The following is an 18,137-nucleotide window of genomic DNA, read 5'->3' on the forward strand; positions in this document are numbered from 1 at the left end:
TCGTCGACCGCATGAAGATCGTCTTCCTCCTCGTCGCGTTCGTCGGCGCCGGTCTGCTGGGCGCCGTCCAGCCCGCCACCGGCCTGCCCACCGAGATCCTTCAGCTCACCCAGTTCGGCCCGGCGCTCGGCGTCGCCGTCGCGCTGATCTTCTGGCCCACGCGGGTCAAGGCGCTGCTCGCCGGAGCCTTCAGCGGACGCGGCGGTACGCGTACCGGGCTGGCGCTGGCCGCGACCGCCGTCGTCGTGGTGACCGGTGCGGCCGCGGTCTACGGCCTGATCGGCGGCGACGCCGGCCCGACGATGCCGCAGCACTCGCTGCTCGTGATCGCCGTCGCGCAGTTCGTCGGCGCGTGTGGCGAGGAGATCGGCTGGCGCTGCTTCCTGCAGCCCGCGGTGCGTACGCGGTGGGGCGTGCTCGCGTCGTCGACGGCGGTCGGCCTGATCTGGGGACTGTGGCACCCCGTGTTCGCCGAGGGCTGGGCGTACGCCACCGCGTTCGTCGTCGCGACGGTGTCGATGTCGATCGTCCTCGGCGTCGCACTGGACGGCGTCCGGGCGCACCGGCTGTGGCTGGCCGGGACCTTCCACACCCTGGTCAACCTCGCCATGCTGCTGTTCATGGACGAGGAGTCCGGCGCCGTCGTGCCGATGGCGCTGCTGGCCGCGACCTGCGCGGTGGCCGCGGTTGGCTGGCTGGCGAGCCGCGCGACTAACATGCCCCGGGTGGAAAGTCAGGCGGGATGAGCTGGGCGGCCGCCGGTCGGAGCCTCGCCCGGGGCGGCCTGGTCGCGGTGACCTGGCTGCTCGGGGCGTACGCCGTCGTCGCCGTCGGGCTGCTGCCGACCGGGCTCGGCTTTCTGCTGCTGCCGTCGGCGGCGAGCGGGCTGCGCCGCTGGTCCGACCGGGCCCGGGGCTGGGTCCGGTCGGAGACCGGCGAGCCGCTCGCTCCGGCTGGACCATCGCCGGCCCGTGGTTCCGCCGACCCGGCGTCGACCGCTGATGCAGCGTTGCGGCGTCCGGTATGGACTACCCGGCTGATTCTGGGCGAGGCTGGTTTCTGGCGCGACCTCCGCTGGGCGATCCTCGATCCGCTGGCCGGCGGCCTGCTGCTGGCGGTTCCCAACGCCTTCCTCCTCTACGGGGTATTCGGGGCGCTTGTCCAGCCGCTGCTCTGGCGGCGGCTCGACGACGGCAACTGGTACGCGTTCATCCCCGTGACCAGTACTACGACGATGCTGCTGGCCGCCCTGCTCGGGATGGGTTTCGCCGTCCTCGGGGCGGTCCTCGCCGCCCCCGTCCTGCGGCTGCACGCGCGCTGGACGCGGCTGCTGCTCACTCCCGGCCGCGTCGAGCTGACCCGCCGCGTCCGCCAGCTCGCCGGCTCGCGCGCCGAGGTGCTCGACGTCCACGCGGCCGAGGTACGCCGCATCGAGCGGGATCTGCACGACGGAGCCCAGGCGCGGTTGGTCGCGCTCGGCATGACCCTCGACGTCGCCACTCGGCTGGTCGAATCCGATCCGGCGCGAGCCCGGCTGCTGCTCCTCGAAGTACGCGAGAACTCCGAACGCGCCCTGCAAGAACTGCGCGACCTGGTCCGGGGCATCCTGCCGCCGGTGCTGGCCGATCGCGGCCTGCCCGACGCCGTACGCTCGCTGGCTTTGGAGAGCCCGCTCGACGTGCACGTGGACTCCACCGTCGCCGGGCGGCCACCCGCGCCGGTGGAGTCCGCGGCGTACTTCGCCGTCGCCGAGCTGCTGGCCAACGCGGGCAAGCATGCCGGCGCGCGTACTGTGACGATCCGGTTCGGCCACGACGGCACGCGGCTGCGAGCCGAGGTGGCCGACGACGGCCGGGGCGGCGCCGACCCCGGCGGGGGCAGCGGACTGCGCGGCATCCTCGGCCGGCTGGCCGCCTTCGACGGCACGCTCGCCCTGCACAGTCCGCCGGGCGGCCCCACCACTGCGACGTTGGAGATCCCGTGCGCGTTGTCCTCGCCGAAGACCTCTTCCTTCTCCGCGACGGGCTCACCCGGACGCTGACGGAGCACGGCTTCGACGTCGTCTCGGTCGACAACGGCCCCGCGCTGCGGCAGGCGCTGCTCGACGAGCGGCCGGACGTCGCCGTCGTCGACGTACGCCTGCCGCCGACCTTCACCGACGAAGGTCTCCAGATCGCGCTGGAGGCCCGGCGGCGGCAGCCCGGCCTGCCCGTCCTCGTCCTGTCGCACTACATCGAGCAGTTGTACGCCAACGAGCTGCTCGCCGGCGGTGAGGGCGCGATCGGCTACCTGCTCAAGGACCGGATCACCAACACCGAGCAGTTCGTCGACGCCGTACGCCGCGTCGCCGCCGGCGGCACCGTGATGGATCCGCAGGTGATCGCCAAGCTCCTCACCCGCAGCGACGCCCGCGGCCGGATCAGCGACCTCACCGCCCGCGAACGGGAGGTGCTCGACCTCATGGCGCAGGGCCGGTCCAACTCCGCCGTCGCCGCCGCCCTGCACTTCAGCGAGAGCGCGGTCGCCAAGCACATCGCCGCCATCTTCGCCAAGCTCCGGCTCGACGCGTCGGACGACGACAACCGGCGGGTGCTCGCGGTGCTGGCGTACATCAAGGGCTGAGCCGCTGTGATCGGATTGTGAACCCCGCGGCCGATCATCCTCCGATGAGGACTTTCCGGGGTGCGGCCGCCGTGTTCGCACTGCTACTTGTGCTGTCGCCACCACAACCGGTCTTCGCCGCGGCCGACGACCCGTGTGTGGCCGCCGAGCACGCGGGCAGCGAGGCCGAGCGCGGCGAGATCCTGGCCGCGATGCCCGACGAGGAGGGCTGCGACGGCCCGATCACGGTGTGGGCCGACCCGACGGTCAGCCCGAAGACCGAGCCGTTGCCGGGATTCGAGCGGGGCACCACCCGCCCGGTGGCCGCCATGCGTGACGCGGACGGCGTGACCACCGAGTTCGTCGAGGACGAGATCGTGGTCGGCTCGGCCGACGAGAGCAAGGTGAAGGATCTCGCGGAGCGGTGGCGGGGCACGATCCTGGCCCAGGCGCGGGCGGACAAGTCCGACATGGCTACCTACACCATCCGCGTGCGCCCCGAGCTGGCCGACCCGAAGTCGCTGAGCGACGACCTGGCCAAGCTCAACGAGGGGCGGCGGAAGGCCGACTCGCTCGCGGTGTCGAGCAAGGAGGCGCTGGGCCTGCTGACGATCGCGGCCCGGGAGGCGGTTGACGCCGACGGCATGGCGGTCGGCGTCAACTGGCTCTTCCGGTCGGCGTCGTACGCCACCCGTTCGCTCGCCGAGGCGAGCTACGGGCCACCCGGGTTCACCGCCGCCGGCCCGTACAACCGCGACCCGTACACCTGGAACTTCTTGAACAACGGCAGCGTGCAGGACATCGGGGTGACCGAGGCGTGGACGCAGCTGGACTCGGTCGGCCTGCTCGGCCCGAACCGCGTCGACATCGCCATCCTCGACAAGGGCTTCTCCCCCGTCGTCAACGGCGACATCCCGCCCGGCTACACGATGAAGAGCATGGTGCCGTTCGCCGACCCGGGCGATCCGTCCCCGGAGTCGTGGGCGCACTGGCACGGCACGAACGTGGCCAACGCGGCGGCGGGCGTGCCCGGCAATTTCTGGGGCGGGGCCGGCCCGGCCGGTCCGGTGGGCCGGATGACCCTGACCTTCACCGGCCAGGATCTGTTCACCATCTCGTCCGCGCTGCTCGGCTCCTGGAACGTCCAGCTGATCAACTTGAGCCTCTACAAGGAGGTGCACTGGTCGTTGTCGTGGACGATGTCGCCGATGGAGAACGTGACCGCCTTCCTGCGGCTCACCGCCAATGTGCTGATCTTCGCCGCGGCCGGCAACGAGGGTGACGACGTCGACCGCGAGACCTGCTTCGGCCTCTGCTGGGAGAAGTACCTCTGGGCGCCGTGCGAGCTGGCCGGCGTCACCTGCGTCGGCGGGCTCAAGAACAACTCGCTCGACCACCATCCGGACTCCAACTACGGCCACGAGGACGTCGACATCTTCGCGCCGTGGACGGTCCTGGTCGGCCCGGACCCGGTGAACTCGGCGAGCGCGACGGCGTTCACAGCCGACGGCACCAGCATGGCCACGCCGTACGCTCTCGGCGTCGCGGCGCTGATCTGGGCGGCCGACCCGGGGCTGGACAACGACGAAGTGCTGGACATCCTCCTCCGGCACATGCGGAACAGCCCTGATCCGAACGTCAAACGGAAGGTGATCAACGCGCTGACCGCCGTCCTGGACGCGATGCCGGCGACGATCCACATCACCACCCCGCATACCGGCTCGATCCTGCCCGCCGGATCGCCGAGCCAGTTCACGGCGACGGTGTTCACGGACGGCAACGGCACCCCGACGGTGACCTGGCGCGCCAACGGCTCCTATCTCGGCACCGGCTCGTCGATCTTCGCGACGCCGCCGCTCGGCGTACAGACGATCACGGCCAAGGCGGTGTTCCCGAACGGCGTGCAGGCGACGGACTCGGTGACCGTGACCGTCTACAACGGAGCGCCGACGATCAGCATCACCAACCCGACGACCGGCTCACCCGCTTTCGGGGTGTCGGAGCCGATCCCGTTCCACGCGGTCACCAACGATGAGGGCGGCCCGCTGGCGGACTCGGCGGTGCAGTGGTTCCTCGACAGCGCCACGACTCCGTTCGCTACCGGGCACAACCCGACCGTGGTCACCGGCGGCGCAGTCGGTACGCACACCGTCAAGGTCCGCGGCTGCGACCCGTACAACGTGTGCGTGTTCGCCACCGTGCCGATCACCCTCGTCACCAACCCGGTGAACCAGCCGCCGGTCGTGCACATCACGAGCCCGGCCAACGGCGCTCACCTGTGGGTCACCGGCCTGGACTCCGCCGGGTACTACTGGTCGGGGACGCTGGCCGGCACCGCCACCGATCCCGAAGGCTTCGCGCTGACCACCCGCTGGTACGACAACGGGACCCTCATCGGCACCGGCACCTCGGTGACCGCCCGGCTGACCGGCGGCTGCGGCATCTCCAGCCACGTGCTGACGCTCACGGCCACCGATCCGGCCGGGAACACCCGGCAGGACACGATCAACACGACGGTGGAGATGGTCTGCTGATCTTCGCCCGGACCTCCTCGGCGCGCGCGTGGCCCAGGCCCTCCAGCCGGTCCACCGCGCGCCGCCAGGAGCGGTCGGCGGCAGCGGTCTCGCCGAGCCGGGCGTACGCGTCGCCGAGGTGGTCGGCGACTTCGGCTTCGTGGTAGGGATCGCCCAGCTCGACGAGCATCGCGACGGCGTGTTCGAGGCAGTCGATCGCCTCGCGTACCTCGTCGAGGGCCAGGTAGGCGTAGGCCAGACTGTCCCAGGTCAACGCCTCGGTACGCCGATCGCCCAGCCGGCGCAGCAGGTCCAGCGCCGACCGGCAATGGGTGACCGCGTCCCACGGCCGTCCCAGCAGGCACTCGTACCAGCCGACGGCGTTGAGCGCGCGGGCCTCGCCCGGTTCGTCGCCGCACTCCCGGAACAGGTGCAGCGCCCAGGCGCTGTGCCGCAACGCCAGGTTCAGGTCGCCGCCCTGCTGTTCGTGGAGGTAGCCGAGGTTGTGGTGGGTACGCGCCAGACCGTCGCGGTCGCCGATCTCCGCGTACCGGGTCAGGGCTTGGCCGAGCCGGTCGTGGGCTTCCTCCCACGCCTGCCGCCACATCGCGGCCCGCCCCGAGCCGGCCAGGCAGCGTGCCTCGGCGGCCCGATCGCCGAGCCGGCGGGCGGCGGCCAGCCCGATCTCGTGCGTCGCCGACCAGTCCTCCCATCGGCCCAGCCGCTCGAACACCTCGGTCAGCACACACGCCAGCTGCCAGGCTTGTCTGTCCAAACCGGACTCGGCGGCGGCCGACACCGCGTTCACCAGGGCGGCGTACTCGTCGGTGAACCAGGCCAGGGCGGCCGCGTCGTCCGGCATGACGTCCAAGGTCACCGCGTCGACCGGCGGCGGCACCGCCACCGGGTCCCGGAACACGTCGAGGACGGCGGCGTTGGCGTTCGCGCTGTGCAGATAGTGATCGAGCAGCCGATGCCGGGCGGCCGATGCGTCCGCATCGGACTCGGCCAGCTCCGTGGCGTACAACATGAGCAGATCGTGGCTGGTGAAGCGCGGGCCGTGACTGAGCAGCTGCGCGGTGCCGAGTTCACGCAGCAGCCGCTGCGCGTCGGCGAGCGGAAGCCCGGCGGCGCTGGCGGCGGCGGCCGCGCTCACGGACGGGCCGGGCCGCAGCCCGAGCAGTCGGAACATCCGCCGCGAAGGCTCGCTCACCGCGCGATACGACCAGGACAGCACCGCCCTGACGTCGGCCGCCGGATCGCCGCCGTCGAACCCGTCCAGGTCGGCCAGGTCCGCGGCCAGCACGCGCAGCGGCAGACCGGTGGTCGCGGCCCGCGCGGCCACCACCGCCAGCGCGAGCGGCAACCGCGCGCACGCGGCGATCAGCTCGTCGGCCGCCCGCGGCTCGCTCTCCACCAGGTTCCCCAGCCGGTACGCCAGAAGCAGCCGGGCGTCGTCCAGCGACGGAAGATCGAGCGGGACGGGGCTCGCACCGTCGACCGCCACGAGACCGGTGAGCCGATGACGGCTGGTGACGAGCACGAAGCACCCCGGCGCGCCCGGCAGCACCGGCCGGACCTGGTCGGCGGCGGCCGCGTTGTCGAGGACGATCAGCATCCGGCGGCCCGCGAGGCGGCTGCGCAACGCGGCGGCCTGCGCGTCGGGTCCGGCCGGATGCGCCACACCGAGCGCGCTGAGGAAGTCGCGGACGACGTCGGCGGCGGGCACCGGACCGGCGGCGTCGAAGCCACGCAGGTTCGCGTGCAGTACGCCGTCCGGGAAGCGATCGGCGACCCGATGCGCCCAGTGCAGTGCGAGCGAGGTCTTGCCGACGCCGGCCGTCCCGCTGATCGCGGCGATCCGCGCCCCTTCGTCGAGCAGCTTGTCGAGAATGGACAGCTCCTCGGCCCGGCCGGCGAACCCGCTGATCGCCGCCGGGACCTGCATCGGCTTGCGCTGCGGCAGATCGATCTGCGGATCGCGGAGGAGGATCTGCTGGCGAAGCCGCCGCAGGTCGGAGCCGGGATCGAGGCCGACCTCCTCAGCGAGCGCCCGCTCGACACCCGCGTACGCGTCCAGCGCCTCCGGCGCGCGCCCGGCCCGATAGAGCGCCAGCATCAACTGCCTCGCCGGACGTTCCCGCAGCGGATCGGCGGCGACCGCCGCGGACAACTCCTCCAGCAGCTCGCCGTGGCGACCCAAGCGCAGCAGCGCGTCGGCCCGATCGTCGGCCGCCGCGATTCGGGCCTGTGCCAGCCCGAGGCAGAGCTGATCGCGTACCTCGGCGGGGACCACCCCGGCCAGCGCCTCCCCATGCCACAACGACAGCGCCTCATCGAGCAGGCGTACCGTCTCGGTGTCGTCGCCGGTCTGCGCGGCCTGGTGGACGAACTGCCGGAAGCGGTACGCGTCCACGGCCAGCGGATCGGCCCGCAACAGATAGCCACCGCCGCGCGCCTCGATCTCAGCCCAGCCCTGCAACGCCGTACGCAGATCCGACGCACACACCCGGACGGCGTGCACAGCCGTCCGCGGCGGAGCCACCGGCCACATCAAGTCGACGATGCGCTCCACCGGCAGCGCCCGGTTGACCTCCAGCGCGAGCAGCCCGAGCAGATAACGTCGTTTGCGCGGGCCCAAGGGGATCGCCGTGCCTTCGGCGTACGCCGCCACCGGCCCGAGCACGCGGATCTCCATACCCGAGATGGTGCCGCAGACCGCACGGCTTCGGCAGGGAAGACCAAGATTCCGGACATCAGCCGACTCTTCCCTTCCCTCGCGCCCGCGCGTTCGGCACGCTGTCTGCGACGGGGTTCTTCGGGGAGGGAGACGGCGATGAGCCGGGTGTCGGACGCGATCGCGGCCGGTGGGACGTGGCGGCGATTCTGGTGGCACTACCTCCAGATGGTGATCGCCATGATGATCGGCATGGCCCTGGCGCCACTGGCCCGGATGCTGTTCACCGCGCTCGGCGCGGAGGACGCGTACGCCCGCGCCGACGTCATGCTGCTCGTCATGGCGACGACCATGGTCATCGGCATGACCGTGTGGATGCTGATCCGCCGCCACGGCTGGCGCCCGATCGCCGAGATGGCGGCGGCGATGTACGTCCCGTTCCTGGTCCTGCTGCCGTTCCTGTGGACCGGCCTGATCGACCGGATGATCCTGTCGACGGCGGGCCACGTGCTGATGTTCCTCGCGATGGCGGGTGTGATGCTGCTGCGCCCGGCGGAGTACATGCTCCCGCACGGCGCACACCATCACGCCGGGCACTTGGAGCACGCCGCTCACGCCGAGCACGCCCCTTCCACCGAATCCTGAGCCACCGCCGGGGCAGCCCGCCGGGAGACGGTGCGGTTGAATCACACGATGGGGACGGCCAAGATTCGCCGGCTCGCCGAGCGAGCCCATCGGGGACAGCTGTACGCGGGCGGCGGGATGTTTGTCCCACATCTCGAACGGGTCGCCCAGTTGGTCGCCGGGCACGGCGGCAGCACGGCCGCGGTGCAGGCCGCTTGGCTGTATGGCATCCCCACGATGGGCGTCTCCACGGACGAGCTTCTCCGGCAGGGCGTTCCGCCTCGAGTCGTCGACATCGTGGACGCGCTCCAGCGGCGTCGCGAGTCTCCATCGATGTTCACCGACCGGCTCCTCCCCAATCGATCAGCGGCGCTGGTGCGGTATGCCGTCCTCGCCGAAATGAGCCAGCACCTGGCGAAGGAACACCGTTACGCGTACTTCCGCGAGCAGCATGTACGCCTGAGCGATCACCTCGGCTTGCCGCGGCCGGCTCAGGTCGACCAGCCACTTGCGCGCGATCTCGGCGACCTGCTCGGGTGGCGGCCCGCAGCCGACGAACACTGGGGTTCATTCGCTCGACAGCTCGCCGTGGATCAGGGGCCGGACGCCTTACCGATCCTGCTCACCGCGTACCGGGAGCGAGCCGACGCCGGACTGGCCGAGTGCTGTGTGCGCGCCGTCATGAGCGCGATCTACCAGATCGCCAGCGCGCCCAAGGATGTCCCGGTCGACCAGCTGATCGACCTCGGCAACCAGTGGTGGTCGTCGGCGGACACCTGGGAGGAAAGAGCGGCCGTCGCGGCCAGGGCGGCCACCGGCGAATCGATGGACTGGGCGACCCTACTTCCCAAGATCGAGGCCGATGACCCGTGGGTCGCCGTCGCCGCGATCAAGTGTCTCACCGGCCATGGCGAGGATGACGAAATCGCGGTGCTCGGTCGTATCGTGGCCAAGCCCGATCCAAAGTGGCGATGGGCTCATCGCGCGGCCGTCCAGCGGCTGATCCAGATCGGCGGCCTCGCCGTCGACGGCGTACTCGATCAGGAGTACCTACACCCGGCGGAGCCACCTTGGCGTCGCGATCCCGACTGGCTTCGCCGTCACGCGACAGGGTTGGTGCCGCTGATGATCGAACGGCTCGCCGACCCCGCCTGGTCCTTCGAAGCGCCTTACCTCCTGGGAAAACTGCGGGCCGAAGAAGCAATCGGTCCCCTCTGCGAAGTTGTCGCCACACGAGATTGGGCAACGCCGCACATCGAGGCGCTCGGCAGGATCGGGCACCCCGATGCTGTCCCGGCACTGCTCGTGAGGACCCGCCATGCGCGATACGAGGTACGCGACGCGGCGCTACGGGCGCTGAATCGAATCGGCGATCTTCGTGTGATCGACGCCGCCGTCGAAGCGTTGGACGATCCACACCCCGCTGTACGCGATCGAGCAGCGCGCGTACTCATTCGCCGGCCTCACGAGCTGACGGTGCCGCAGCTGATCCGGCTTTGTGACGGCCGGCACGCCGCCGGTGCGGCCGAGGCGCTGGCTCGGGTCGGCGACGAACGCGCGGTGCCGACCTTGTGGCAGCTGTTTCGCACCGCACCCGATCGACGGACCCGCCACGCGGCCGGCCGTGCCCTGGCCCGCATCGACGGGCCGCAGTCGTACGTCTTCGGTGACGACATCCGGGTTCGGCGGGCGTACATCTGGCTGCTCGGCCACAAGCCGGAATGGCATCGGGCCTCGATTCTCCGATCAGCCCTGACCGATGAGGACGCCTTGATCCGGGCAAGAGCCGCCGAAGCACTCGCCCGCCTCGGCGATGCCGCCGAGCTGGAGCAGATCCGGGCCCTGCTGACCGACCCGGACCACCGCGTACGCGCCACAGCCGCGACCGCACTGCGCCGGCTCGACCCGACTCCCCATGGCTAAGAGCCTCTCGGTGAGCGACGGTCGCATCCTGATCGGCTCGATCAAGTGCCCGTGGTCTGCGTTTCGACCCCGATTTCGGTGATCATGCGCCTGTCATCTGCGCGGAGAGGCTGTTTTCCGAATACCAACGGCTCACGATCTTGGAAATCGGCCGAAAATCGCAGACAGAGGGCGCACTGCGCCGGAGCCGGGGGCGCTTCAGCGCGGGGGCGCGGTCGAGGCGCGTACCACCAGCTCGGGCTGGAACCGGATCTCGCGATGGTCGTGATCCGGCGCTGACTCCGCCAGCAGCAGTTCCGCCGCCGCCTTACCGACCGAGTACGGGGGCTGCCGCACCGTGGTCAGCGGTGGGGTCAACCGGCGGGCGAAGCTCAGGTCGTCGTAGCCGACTATCGACAGGTCCTGCGGTACGCGTACCCCTTCGGTCTCCAGACCGTCGAGCAGGCCGAGGGCGGCGGTGTCGTTGAGGCAGACGACCGCCGTGACCTCGGGTGAGGCGGACAGGATTTCGCGGGCGGCAGCGGCCGCGGCGTCGACGAGCGACGGCGGGCGCATCCGCAGGCGCAGGTCGAGCAGCGCATCGGCGGGGTCGAGCCCGGCGGCGATGATCGCCTGCCGCAAGCCTTCGCGGCGGCCGGCGACCGGGGCTGGGTCCACTGTGTCCCCCAGGTACGCGATCCGCCGGTGGCCGAGGGCGAGCAGGTGTTCGCCGGCCAGTTGCCCGCCGAGGACGTCGTCGACGGTGACCGCGCAGAGGTCGAGGTCACCGCGCGGGTGGTCGATCAGGACGACCGGCGTGCCTTGGCGGCTCAGCGTCAGCAGCCGAGTCGGGTCGACTTCGATCGGGGAGATGATCACGCCGCGGACGGCCTGGGCCTGGAGCAGCTTGAGTAGCCGGGTCTCCTTGTCCTCCCGCAGGTCGGTGCTGCACGCCAGCAGGAGGCAGCCTTCGGCGGCGAGCCGGTCCTCGATGCCCCGGTTGACCTCGGCGTAGAACGGATTCGCCAGATCCAGCGTGACGCTGCCGACGATCGGACTCGGTACGCCCCGCAGCTGCCGGGCCGGTCCGTGTGGGACGTAGCCGACCCGATTGATCGCCTCCTCGACCCGGCGCCGGGTCTCCGGAGCCACAATGGACGGACGGCTGAGCACGTTGGCCACTGTGGAGACGGAGACTCCGGCCGCTCGCGCGACCTCGCGCATTCCACTGCGACGGCTGCGGTCGCTCATGGCACCTCCCCCGATTGCCACTGGAGAACATAGAAGCGTATCGTTCACGGTCTCCATGGATTTACAAACGTTACAACCGTCGAGGAAGGGTCATGAAGAAAGCACTGCTAGCCCTCAGTGCCGCTGCGCTCACAGCGGCCGCGTCGTTGTTCGTCTTCGCTCCGCCCGCGTACGCCGCCACTGGGCTGCACATCAGCGGACGGAACGTCGTCGAGGCCAACGGCCAGAACTTCATCATGCGCGGGGTCAACCACCCGCACGTCTGGTACACCAGCCAGACCAGCTCGTTCGCCAACATCAAGGCCCTGGGCGCCAACACCATCCGGGTGGTGCTCGGCAGCGGCAAGCGCTGGGGCCCGTCGAGCGACGTCGCCAACGTCATCAACCTCTGCAAGCAGAACAAGATGATCTGCGTCCTGGAGGTGCACGACACCACCGGGTACGGCGAGGACGGCGCGGCCGCGACCCTCGACGAGGCGGTCAACTACTGGATCACGCAGAAGAGCGTGCTGGTGGGCCAGGAGAACTACGTCATCATCAACATCGGCAACGAGCCGATCGGCAACACCAACCCGAGCCAGTGGATCGACGCGACCTCGAACGCCGTGAAGAAGATGCGCAGCAACGGGTTCGAGCACATGCTGATGGTCGACGCCCCGAACTGGGGCCAGGACTGGCAGAACGTCATGCGCGACAACGCGCAGACCATCTGGAACGCGGACACGCTGAAGAACACGCTGTTCTCGATCCACATGTACAGCGTCTACAACCAGGCCGCGACCATCACCTCGTACTTCGACGCCTTCCAGACCAAGGGACTGCCGCTGGTGATCGGCGAGTTCGGCTGGCAGTTCAGCTCCAGCGAGGTCGACCACGAGACGATCCTCGCCCAGGCGCAGGCCCGCGGTCTGGGCTATCTGGGCTGGTCGTGGAGCGGCAACACCGATCCGATCCTGGACATGGCGACCGGCTTCAACCCCGCCACGCTCACCACCTGGGGTCAGCGCATCTTCAACGGCGCCAACGGCATCAAGGCCACCGCGAAGGAGGCCGCCATCTTCAGCGGCACGACGTCTCCGACGTCGTCGACCTCGGCCTCGCCGTCCATCTCGCCGTCGACGTCTCCCTCGGCCTCGACGTCTCCGTCGACCTCGCCGACGACGTCACCCACGTCGGGCGGCGGAAAGACCTGCACGGCGACCTACACGATCGTCAACTCGTGGCCGGGTGGCTTCCAGGCTGACGTCAAGGTCACCGCCGGCAGCGCCGCGATCAGCGGCTGGGCGGTCAGCTGGACGTTCGCCAACGGCCAGACGGTGACGCAGATGTGGGGCGCCACCCCGACCACCAGCGGGGCCACCGTGACCGCCCGGAACGTGAGCTACAACGGCAGCCTCGCCGCGGCGGGCAGCACGAGCTTCGGGTTCCTCGGGTCGTGGAACGGCACCAACACCGCGCCGACGCCGTCCTGCTCGGCGAGCTGAACAGCTCAGCACCACCCTGAACGGCCTGGGCCGGGAGCCATCGCGCACCCGGCCCAGGCCGTTCGCCATCGTGGACGCCGCGTTGGTGAGAGAGTACTCTCTCACCATGACTCACCCCGTCACCGTCCACACGCTCCCGTCCGGCGTACCGGCGCCTGAGCGCCGCCGCTGGCCGGTGCTGGCGCTGATCAGCGTCGCGCAGTTCATGCTCGTCCTCGACATCACCGTCGTGAACGTCGCGCTGCCCGACATCGGCACCGGCCTGACCCTGCCCCGCTCCACCCTGACCTGGGTCGTCACCGCGTACACGGTGTTCTTCGGCGGGCTGATGCTGCTGGGCGGCCGGCTCGCCGACGCGTTCGGCGCCCGGCGGCTCATCCTCACCGGCCTCGCCATATTCACCGCGGCCTCGCTCGCCTCCGGGCTCGCCGGCTCGGCCGGCCTGCTCATCGGCGGCCGGATCGGCCAGGGCATCGGCGCCGCACTGCTGTCACCCGCCGCGCTGGCCACCGTCACCACGACCTTCCACGGCGCCGAACGCACCAAGGCCCTCGGCGTCTGGGCCGCGCTGGGCGGCGCCGGCTCCGCGATCGGCGTACTGGTCGGCGGGGCACTGACCGCGGGCCCCGGCTGGCGGTGGATCTTCTTCGTCAACGTCCCCGTCGGGCTCGCGCTCCTGGCGACGCTCCCGGCCGTGCTCCCCCGGCATCATCAACGGGTACGCACAACGATCGACGTCCCCGGCGCACTGCTCGTCACCAGTGCCACGGCAGCGTTGATCTACGGGATGGTGCGCGCCGGCGACACGGGCTGGTCCGATTCACTGACGCTGATCGCCTTGTCCGCCGCGGTCCTCCTTTATGGCGCGTTCGCGGTCGTTGAGCGTACGGTGGCGACCCCGTTGATCAAGCTGAGCCTGCTCGGCCGGCCGGCCGTCGCCGGTGGCGCGTTCCTGATGTTGGCCGCGACCGGGCTCTTGATCGGCCAGTTCTTCCTCGGCTCGTTCTACCTGCAACATGTACGCGGCTACGGCGCGTTCGGCACCGGCCTGCTGTTCCTGCCGGTCGCCCTCGGCATCGGCCTCGGCGCGCACCTGGGCAGCCGGTTCGTCGGGCACCTCGGCGGCCGGACCACCTCCGTCGGCGGCCTGGTGATCGCGGCGGCCGGGCTGGGCCTGCTCACCCGGCTGGGCATGACCGGCAGCGTCTACACCGGACTGCTCCCGGGGATGACCGTCGCCTCACTCGGCCTGGGCGCGGTCTTCGTCGCCGCCACGACGACCGCGCTCGCCACCGTGGAGCATCACGAGTCCGGGCTGACGTCAGGGCTGATCAACACGTTCCACGAACTCGGCGGGGCGATCGGCGTCGCCGTGCTCTCCACGATCGCGGCGGCCGGGCTCACCGGCGGCAACGTGGCCGGTTTCGCGGACGGCTTCTGGGCCGCCACCGCCACCGCCGCAGTGGCGGCCGTCGTCGCCCTGTTCCTGATGCCCAAGGGCCGGCTGGCGGTGCCCGCCGGGCTACCCGTCCACTGAGAACGCGGACGCGGTCGGGGCCTACGCCGTCAGGGCGGCCGTCCCGACCGCGACCCACGCCTTCAGGAAGCGATCCTGGTCCACCCCGGCCTCCGGCTCGCCCAGCAGGACGCGATAGATCGGATAGTAGGTCAGCGAGCCGACCAGCACGGCCGACGTCGCCTGCGCGTCCACCGCCGGTACGCGTCCCGCCGCCGCCTGCTGCGCGAGCCAGTCGGCGACCTCGGCGTACAGGGGGCGCATCAACCGGGCGTGCAGGATCTCCAGCAGTTCCGGAAACTGGTCGAGTTCGCGGAACGTGATGCGGATGTTCTCCACGCTCAGGTCCAGCCTGGCCAGCACCACGCGGCCCAGCCGCTCGAGCACCGCCGACACATCGTCCAGCCCGTGCACCTCGCCGGACGCGGCGAACGGCAGCGTCTTCTCAGCCTCGTAATGCGCCACATGTTCGTCGACGACCGCGCGCAGCAGCTCTTCCTTGGACCGGAAATGCTTGTACAGCGCACCCGATCCCCCGGTCAGCCCGACGGCGGTCTGGATGTCGGCCACGCTCGTCTTGGCGTACCCGCGCTCGGCGAACAGGCGCGACGCCGCGGCGATGATGCGCTGCCGGGTAGAGGTCTCAGGCATAGCGAGAGAGTACTTACTCCCAGGCCCGGCCCGCTCCGCCGGGCACGGCGGTCGCGAGCCGGACTGGGCCGGACGAAGTCAGGCAGCTTACTGGCAGCAGATGTTGTAGCCGCGGTTCATCCAGAACGTCGTCGGGATCGGGTTGCTCAGCGTGGGGTCGCCGACGCTGACCGCGGCCAGTTCGTGCCGCCCCGGCCGCATCTCCACATGGGTGTGCGCGGCGCTCGCACCCCGGGACGCCTCGGTGGCGATGCGCTGCCCCTTGTCGACGTGCTCGCCGACGCTCAGCCCGTCGAGCGGGTCGGTGTGCAGGTAGATCACGGTCTTGTCCAGCTCGGCGTTGTAGATCGACAGCGTCGACAGCCCGCCGCCGCCCTCGTTCTTGTAGATGACCGTTCCGGCGGTCAGCGCGTACACGGCCGACCCGGCGCTGCGGGCCAGGTCGATGCCCTCATGCCGGCCCGAGGTGTTCAGATACCCGTCGAAGTACGCCGAGATGGCCCCGGCGTCGTCGTGGTAGAGCCCGAACTCGAGGCGGTCGTTGCCGGCCTCGCCGACGACGTGGCTCGCGTTCTCGTTCTTCAACTCCGCTCGCAGGTTGCCCTTGGCCCCGGCGACGAACGAGTCGACCGCGCCGGACCAGTCACTCTTGTAGAAGATCGTGACCGGGACGGACTTGCGGTTCCAGACCGACGCCGCGTTGTTCTTCACGCACTGGCCGCGGCCGTTGCCCGAACTGATGAACGTCACGCAGCCCGAGCCGGTGCCGTAGTCCTGGATCGACCCGGCGAAGTCCACCAACGACCCCGCGTTGTCGCTGTTGTAGTAGAGGCAGACCTCGCCGTCCTCGCACACCCCGTTGCGCGCCGTCGCGGCCTGCGCCGGAGCCGCGCCGATCACGCCACCCAACAGGACGGCGGTCGCCGCCACGATGAGAATCCTCTTCACCGTCACCCTCCTCGGTACGCTCAGCGCCCCATGCGCTGCGACCGAAGGTAGGGCGGTGCCATACATTCGCCCTACACGATCGTTACATGCAAGTTGAGCGATGCTGTCAGGCGGGGTCGACGCCGGTCAGCCGGTCGACGAGGGGCTCGGGGCGGCTGAGCGCCACGAGATGCCCGCCGGGGATCTCCTCGAGGTCGAGGCCCAGGCGCCGCCGGACGATCCGGCGCTGGAACTCCAGCGGGAAGAACCGGTCGTCGATCCCTTGCAGGAAGGTGGTCGGCACGTCCGGCCACGCGTCGAGCGGCCAGGGCTCGGTGAACAGCGTCTCGGACGGGCCGGTGGGCGGACCGGCCGTGGCTTCGGCCGTGACGTCGGCGGGTACGTCGTGGAAGAAGTCGTCCAGCAGGTCGAAGTCCTTGCCGCCCCGGGCTTCGGCGTGCCCGACGTTCGCCCACCATTGCCCGGCGGTCTCCTCCGGCGCGGGCACCATCGCGTTGACGAGCACGATCCGGTCGACCGGCGTACGCGCGGCGACGACCGGCGCGAGGAAACCGGCGAGCGACTGCGCCACCAGGACCGGATTCGGGCGACCGGCGGTGGCACGGAGGACGGCGTCGGCGTACTCGTCGTAGCCGGCGTCGTCCGACTGCGGAAGGTCGACGGCGATCGCGTAGTGCCCTCGCTCGCGCAGCAACGGCACGACGCGATGCCAGTACCAGGCCCGGCCGTCGGCCCCTGGAATGAGGACGAAGTCGGTCATGACAGCGCCGCCGGAAAACGGCTGACGAAGTCGAGCGTGCCGACCCAGTCGGGGACGAGCCCGACGCGCACCATCTTCCGCCCCGACTGTGCCACGTCGGCGATGTTGCGCGCGCCCTGCTCGGGCCCGTAGTAGTGGTGGTGCGCCGCCGCGTACTCGGGGAGGATGCCGTCCACGTCGGTCACCGTGGCCTGGCCGCGGAGCAGCAGCACTTCCGGCGGTGGACCGGCGGTGTCGATGGTCAGCGCGACTGCGGGCCGGGTGCGCAGCGCGGCGATCTTGGCGCTGCCGGCGAAAGTGCCGAACACCAGCTCGTCGCCGGTCCAGTGGAACATCACTGGGAACACCCGGGGCGTGCCGTCCTTCGCCACGTACGCCACCCGTGCCAGCTCGGTCGAGCCGAGCAGCCGCCGGGCGAGGTCGGTCTCCAGCAGCCTGAGGTCTCCTTGCTTCAACTCCATACTCCTAAATTAGGAGTGACTGCTACCAGAATGCAAGAGGAAGACCTATGATTTCTCGGTGGCCGGCAAGCGAAGGTTCGACGATCCGTGCGGCGTGGCGCGCGCGCTCGAGGTCGTCGGTGAGAGGTGGGCACTGCTCGTCGTGCGCGAGCTGCTGCTGGGACCGAAGCGGTTCACCGAGCTGAGCCGGGGCCTGCCCGGCATGAGCCAGAACGTGCTCTCCCAGCGGTTACGCGAGCTGGAGGAGTCCGGCGTCGTACGCAAACGGCGGCTCGGCCCGCCGGTGAGCGCGACGGCGTACGAGCTGTCGGAGGTGGGCCGCCTGCTCGATCCGGTGCTGATCGCGCTGGCGACGTTCGGCAGCCGGTTGCCGTTGCCGCCCACGGATACGCCGATGAGCGCCGACGCGTTCGCCCTCGCACTCCGCACGACCTTCGATTCCCAGACCTCGACGGACGGATCCGTCGAACTGCGGATCGACGACGACGTCTTCCACGCCTCTGTCCACGACGGCCGGTTCGAGATCGCACGCGGATCGGCTACGCAGCCGGATGCCACCCTCACGGGCAGCGTCTCGGCGTTGCGTTCGGCCGTCTTCGGCGGCCGACCCCTCACCGAGGACATCCGGGTTGACGGCGACCGGCGGGCCGCCGAGCGGTTCGTCCGCCTCTTCCCCCGGCCTCAGCCGATGCCCGGCCCGTAACCGGTGGTCGGCCCGCAATCCTCTTGACGTTGGATCAGGGTTCCGG

Annotated in this window: 15 protein-coding genes; 9 read left to right on the forward strand and 6 right to left on the reverse strand. The window is 70.5% G+C overall.

From position 1 onward, the window contains the following. Positions 1-11 precede the first annotated feature (11 nt). From HDA40_RS07250 to HDA40_RS07265, 4 genes are read left to right on the forward strand one after another with little or no spacing between them, the layout of a single operon-like run. A complete protein-coding gene (locus HDA40_RS07250; protein WP_253753231.1) occupies positions 12-746 on the forward strand; it encodes a CPBP family intramembrane glutamic endopeptidase in 735 nt (244 codons plus the stop codon). After that, positions 743-2,041, forward strand: coding sequence for a sensor histidine kinase (locus HDA40_RS07255; RefSeq protein ID WP_253753233.1), 1,299 nt, complete (start codon positions 743-745; stop codon positions 2,039-2,041). The genes HDA40_RS07250 and HDA40_RS07255 overlap by 4 nt, the downstream gene beginning before the upstream one ends. Beyond that, complete coding sequence (locus tag HDA40_RS07260) at positions 1,981-2,622, forward strand: response regulator transcription factor (RefSeq protein WP_253753235.1); 642 nt, start codon at positions 1,981-1,983, stop codon at positions 2,620-2,622. Before HDA40_RS07255 ends, HDA40_RS07260 begins: the two co-directional genes overlap by 61 nt. A 44-nt stretch (positions 2,623-2,666) precedes the next feature. Continuing rightward, on the forward strand, positions 2,667-5,135 hold the full coding sequence (locus HDA40_RS07265; RefSeq protein WP_253753237.1) for a S8/S53 family peptidase: 2,469 nt from the start codon (positions 2,667-2,669) through the stop codon (positions 5,133-5,135). Here HDA40_RS07265 and HDA40_RS07270 read toward each other — a convergent pair. After that, the gene (locus tag HDA40_RS07270; RefSeq protein WP_253753239.1) at positions 5,107-7,812 is read right to left on the reverse strand and encodes an AfsR/SARP family transcriptional regulator; all 2,706 of its coding nucleotides are present in this window, start codon (positions 7,810-7,812) and stop codon (positions 5,107-5,109) included. The two genes, HDA40_RS07265 and HDA40_RS07270, sit on opposite strands and share 29 nt — an antisense overlap. A 138-nt stretch (positions 7,813-7,950) precedes the next feature. Between HDA40_RS07270 and HDA40_RS07275 the strand changes: the two genes are divergently transcribed. After that, the gene (locus HDA40_RS07275; RefSeq protein WP_253753241.1) at positions 7,951-8,436 is read left to right on the forward strand and encodes a hypothetical protein; all 486 of its coding nucleotides are present in this window, start codon (positions 7,951-7,953) and stop codon (positions 8,434-8,436) included. 48 nt (positions 8,437-8,484) lie between these two features. Beyond that, positions 8,485-10,338 (forward strand): HEAT repeat domain-containing protein, encoded by a 1,854-nt coding sequence (locus HDA40_RS07280; RefSeq protein WP_253753244.1) that lies wholly within the window; start codon positions 8,485-8,487, stop codon positions 10,336-10,338. 198 nt (positions 10,339-10,536) lie between these two features. On the opposite strand, the gene HDA40_RS07285 is transcribed toward HDA40_RS07280, so the two are convergent. Further along, positions 10,537-11,568, reverse strand: a complete 1,032-nt coding sequence (locus HDA40_RS07285) for a LacI family DNA-binding transcriptional regulator (protein WP_253753246.1) — start codon at positions 11,566-11,568, stop codon at positions 10,537-10,539. A 92-nt stretch (positions 11,569-11,660) separates the two neighbouring features. Here HDA40_RS07285 and HDA40_RS07290 point away from each other — a divergent pair, with 92 nt between their 5' ends. Both HDA40_RS07290 and HDA40_RS07295 read left to right on the forward strand, forming a co-directional pair. Next, positions 11,661-13,052 (forward strand): cellulase family glycosylhydrolase, encoded by a 1,392-nt coding sequence (locus tag HDA40_RS07290; protein WP_253753248.1) that lies wholly within the window; start codon positions 11,661-11,663, stop codon positions 13,050-13,052. 106 nt (positions 13,053-13,158) lie between these two features. Then, positions 13,159-14,589, forward strand: a complete 1,431-nt coding sequence (locus HDA40_RS07295) for an MFS transporter (RefSeq protein WP_253753250.1) — start codon at positions 13,159-13,161, stop codon at positions 14,587-14,589. A 21-nt stretch (positions 14,590-14,610) separates the two neighbouring features. Here the strand turns inward: HDA40_RS07295 and HDA40_RS07300 are convergent, their stop codons facing one another. From HDA40_RS07300 to HDA40_RS07315, 4 genes are all read right to left on the reverse strand, one after another. After that, entirely contained in the window at positions 14,611-15,219 is a 609-nt protein-coding gene (locus tag HDA40_RS07300; protein ID WP_253753252.1) for a TetR family transcriptional regulator, read from the reverse strand. A gap of 87 nt (positions 15,220-15,306) precedes the next feature. Beyond that, on the reverse strand, positions 15,307-16,167 hold the full coding sequence (locus HDA40_RS07305; protein ID WP_253753254.1) for a M23 family metallopeptidase: 861 nt from the start codon (positions 16,165-16,167) through the stop codon (positions 15,307-15,309). Between the two features lie 106 nt (positions 16,168-16,273). Beyond that, a complete protein-coding gene (locus HDA40_RS07310) occupies positions 16,274-16,927 on the reverse strand; it encodes an alpha/beta fold hydrolase (protein ID WP_253753256.1) in 654 nt (217 codons plus the stop codon). Further along, complete coding sequence (locus HDA40_RS07315) at positions 16,924-17,388, reverse strand: pyridoxamine 5'-phosphate oxidase family protein (protein ID WP_253753258.1); 465 nt, start codon at positions 17,386-17,388, stop codon at positions 16,924-16,926. Before HDA40_RS07315 ends, HDA40_RS07310 begins: the two co-directional genes overlap by 4 nt. Positions 17,389-17,446: 58 nt before the next feature. Here HDA40_RS07315 and HDA40_RS07320 point away from each other — a divergent pair, with 58 nt between their 5' ends. Next, a complete protein-coding gene (locus tag HDA40_RS07320; RefSeq protein ID WP_253753260.1) occupies positions 17,447-18,091 on the forward strand; it encodes a winged helix-turn-helix transcriptional regulator in 645 nt (214 codons plus the stop codon). Positions 18,092-18,137 lie beyond the last annotated feature (46 nt).

The organism is Hamadaea flava, assembly GCF_024172085.1.
GTDB classification, from domain to species: Bacteria; Actinomycetota; Actinomycetes; order Mycobacteriales; family Micromonosporaceae; genus Hamadaea; species Hamadaea flava.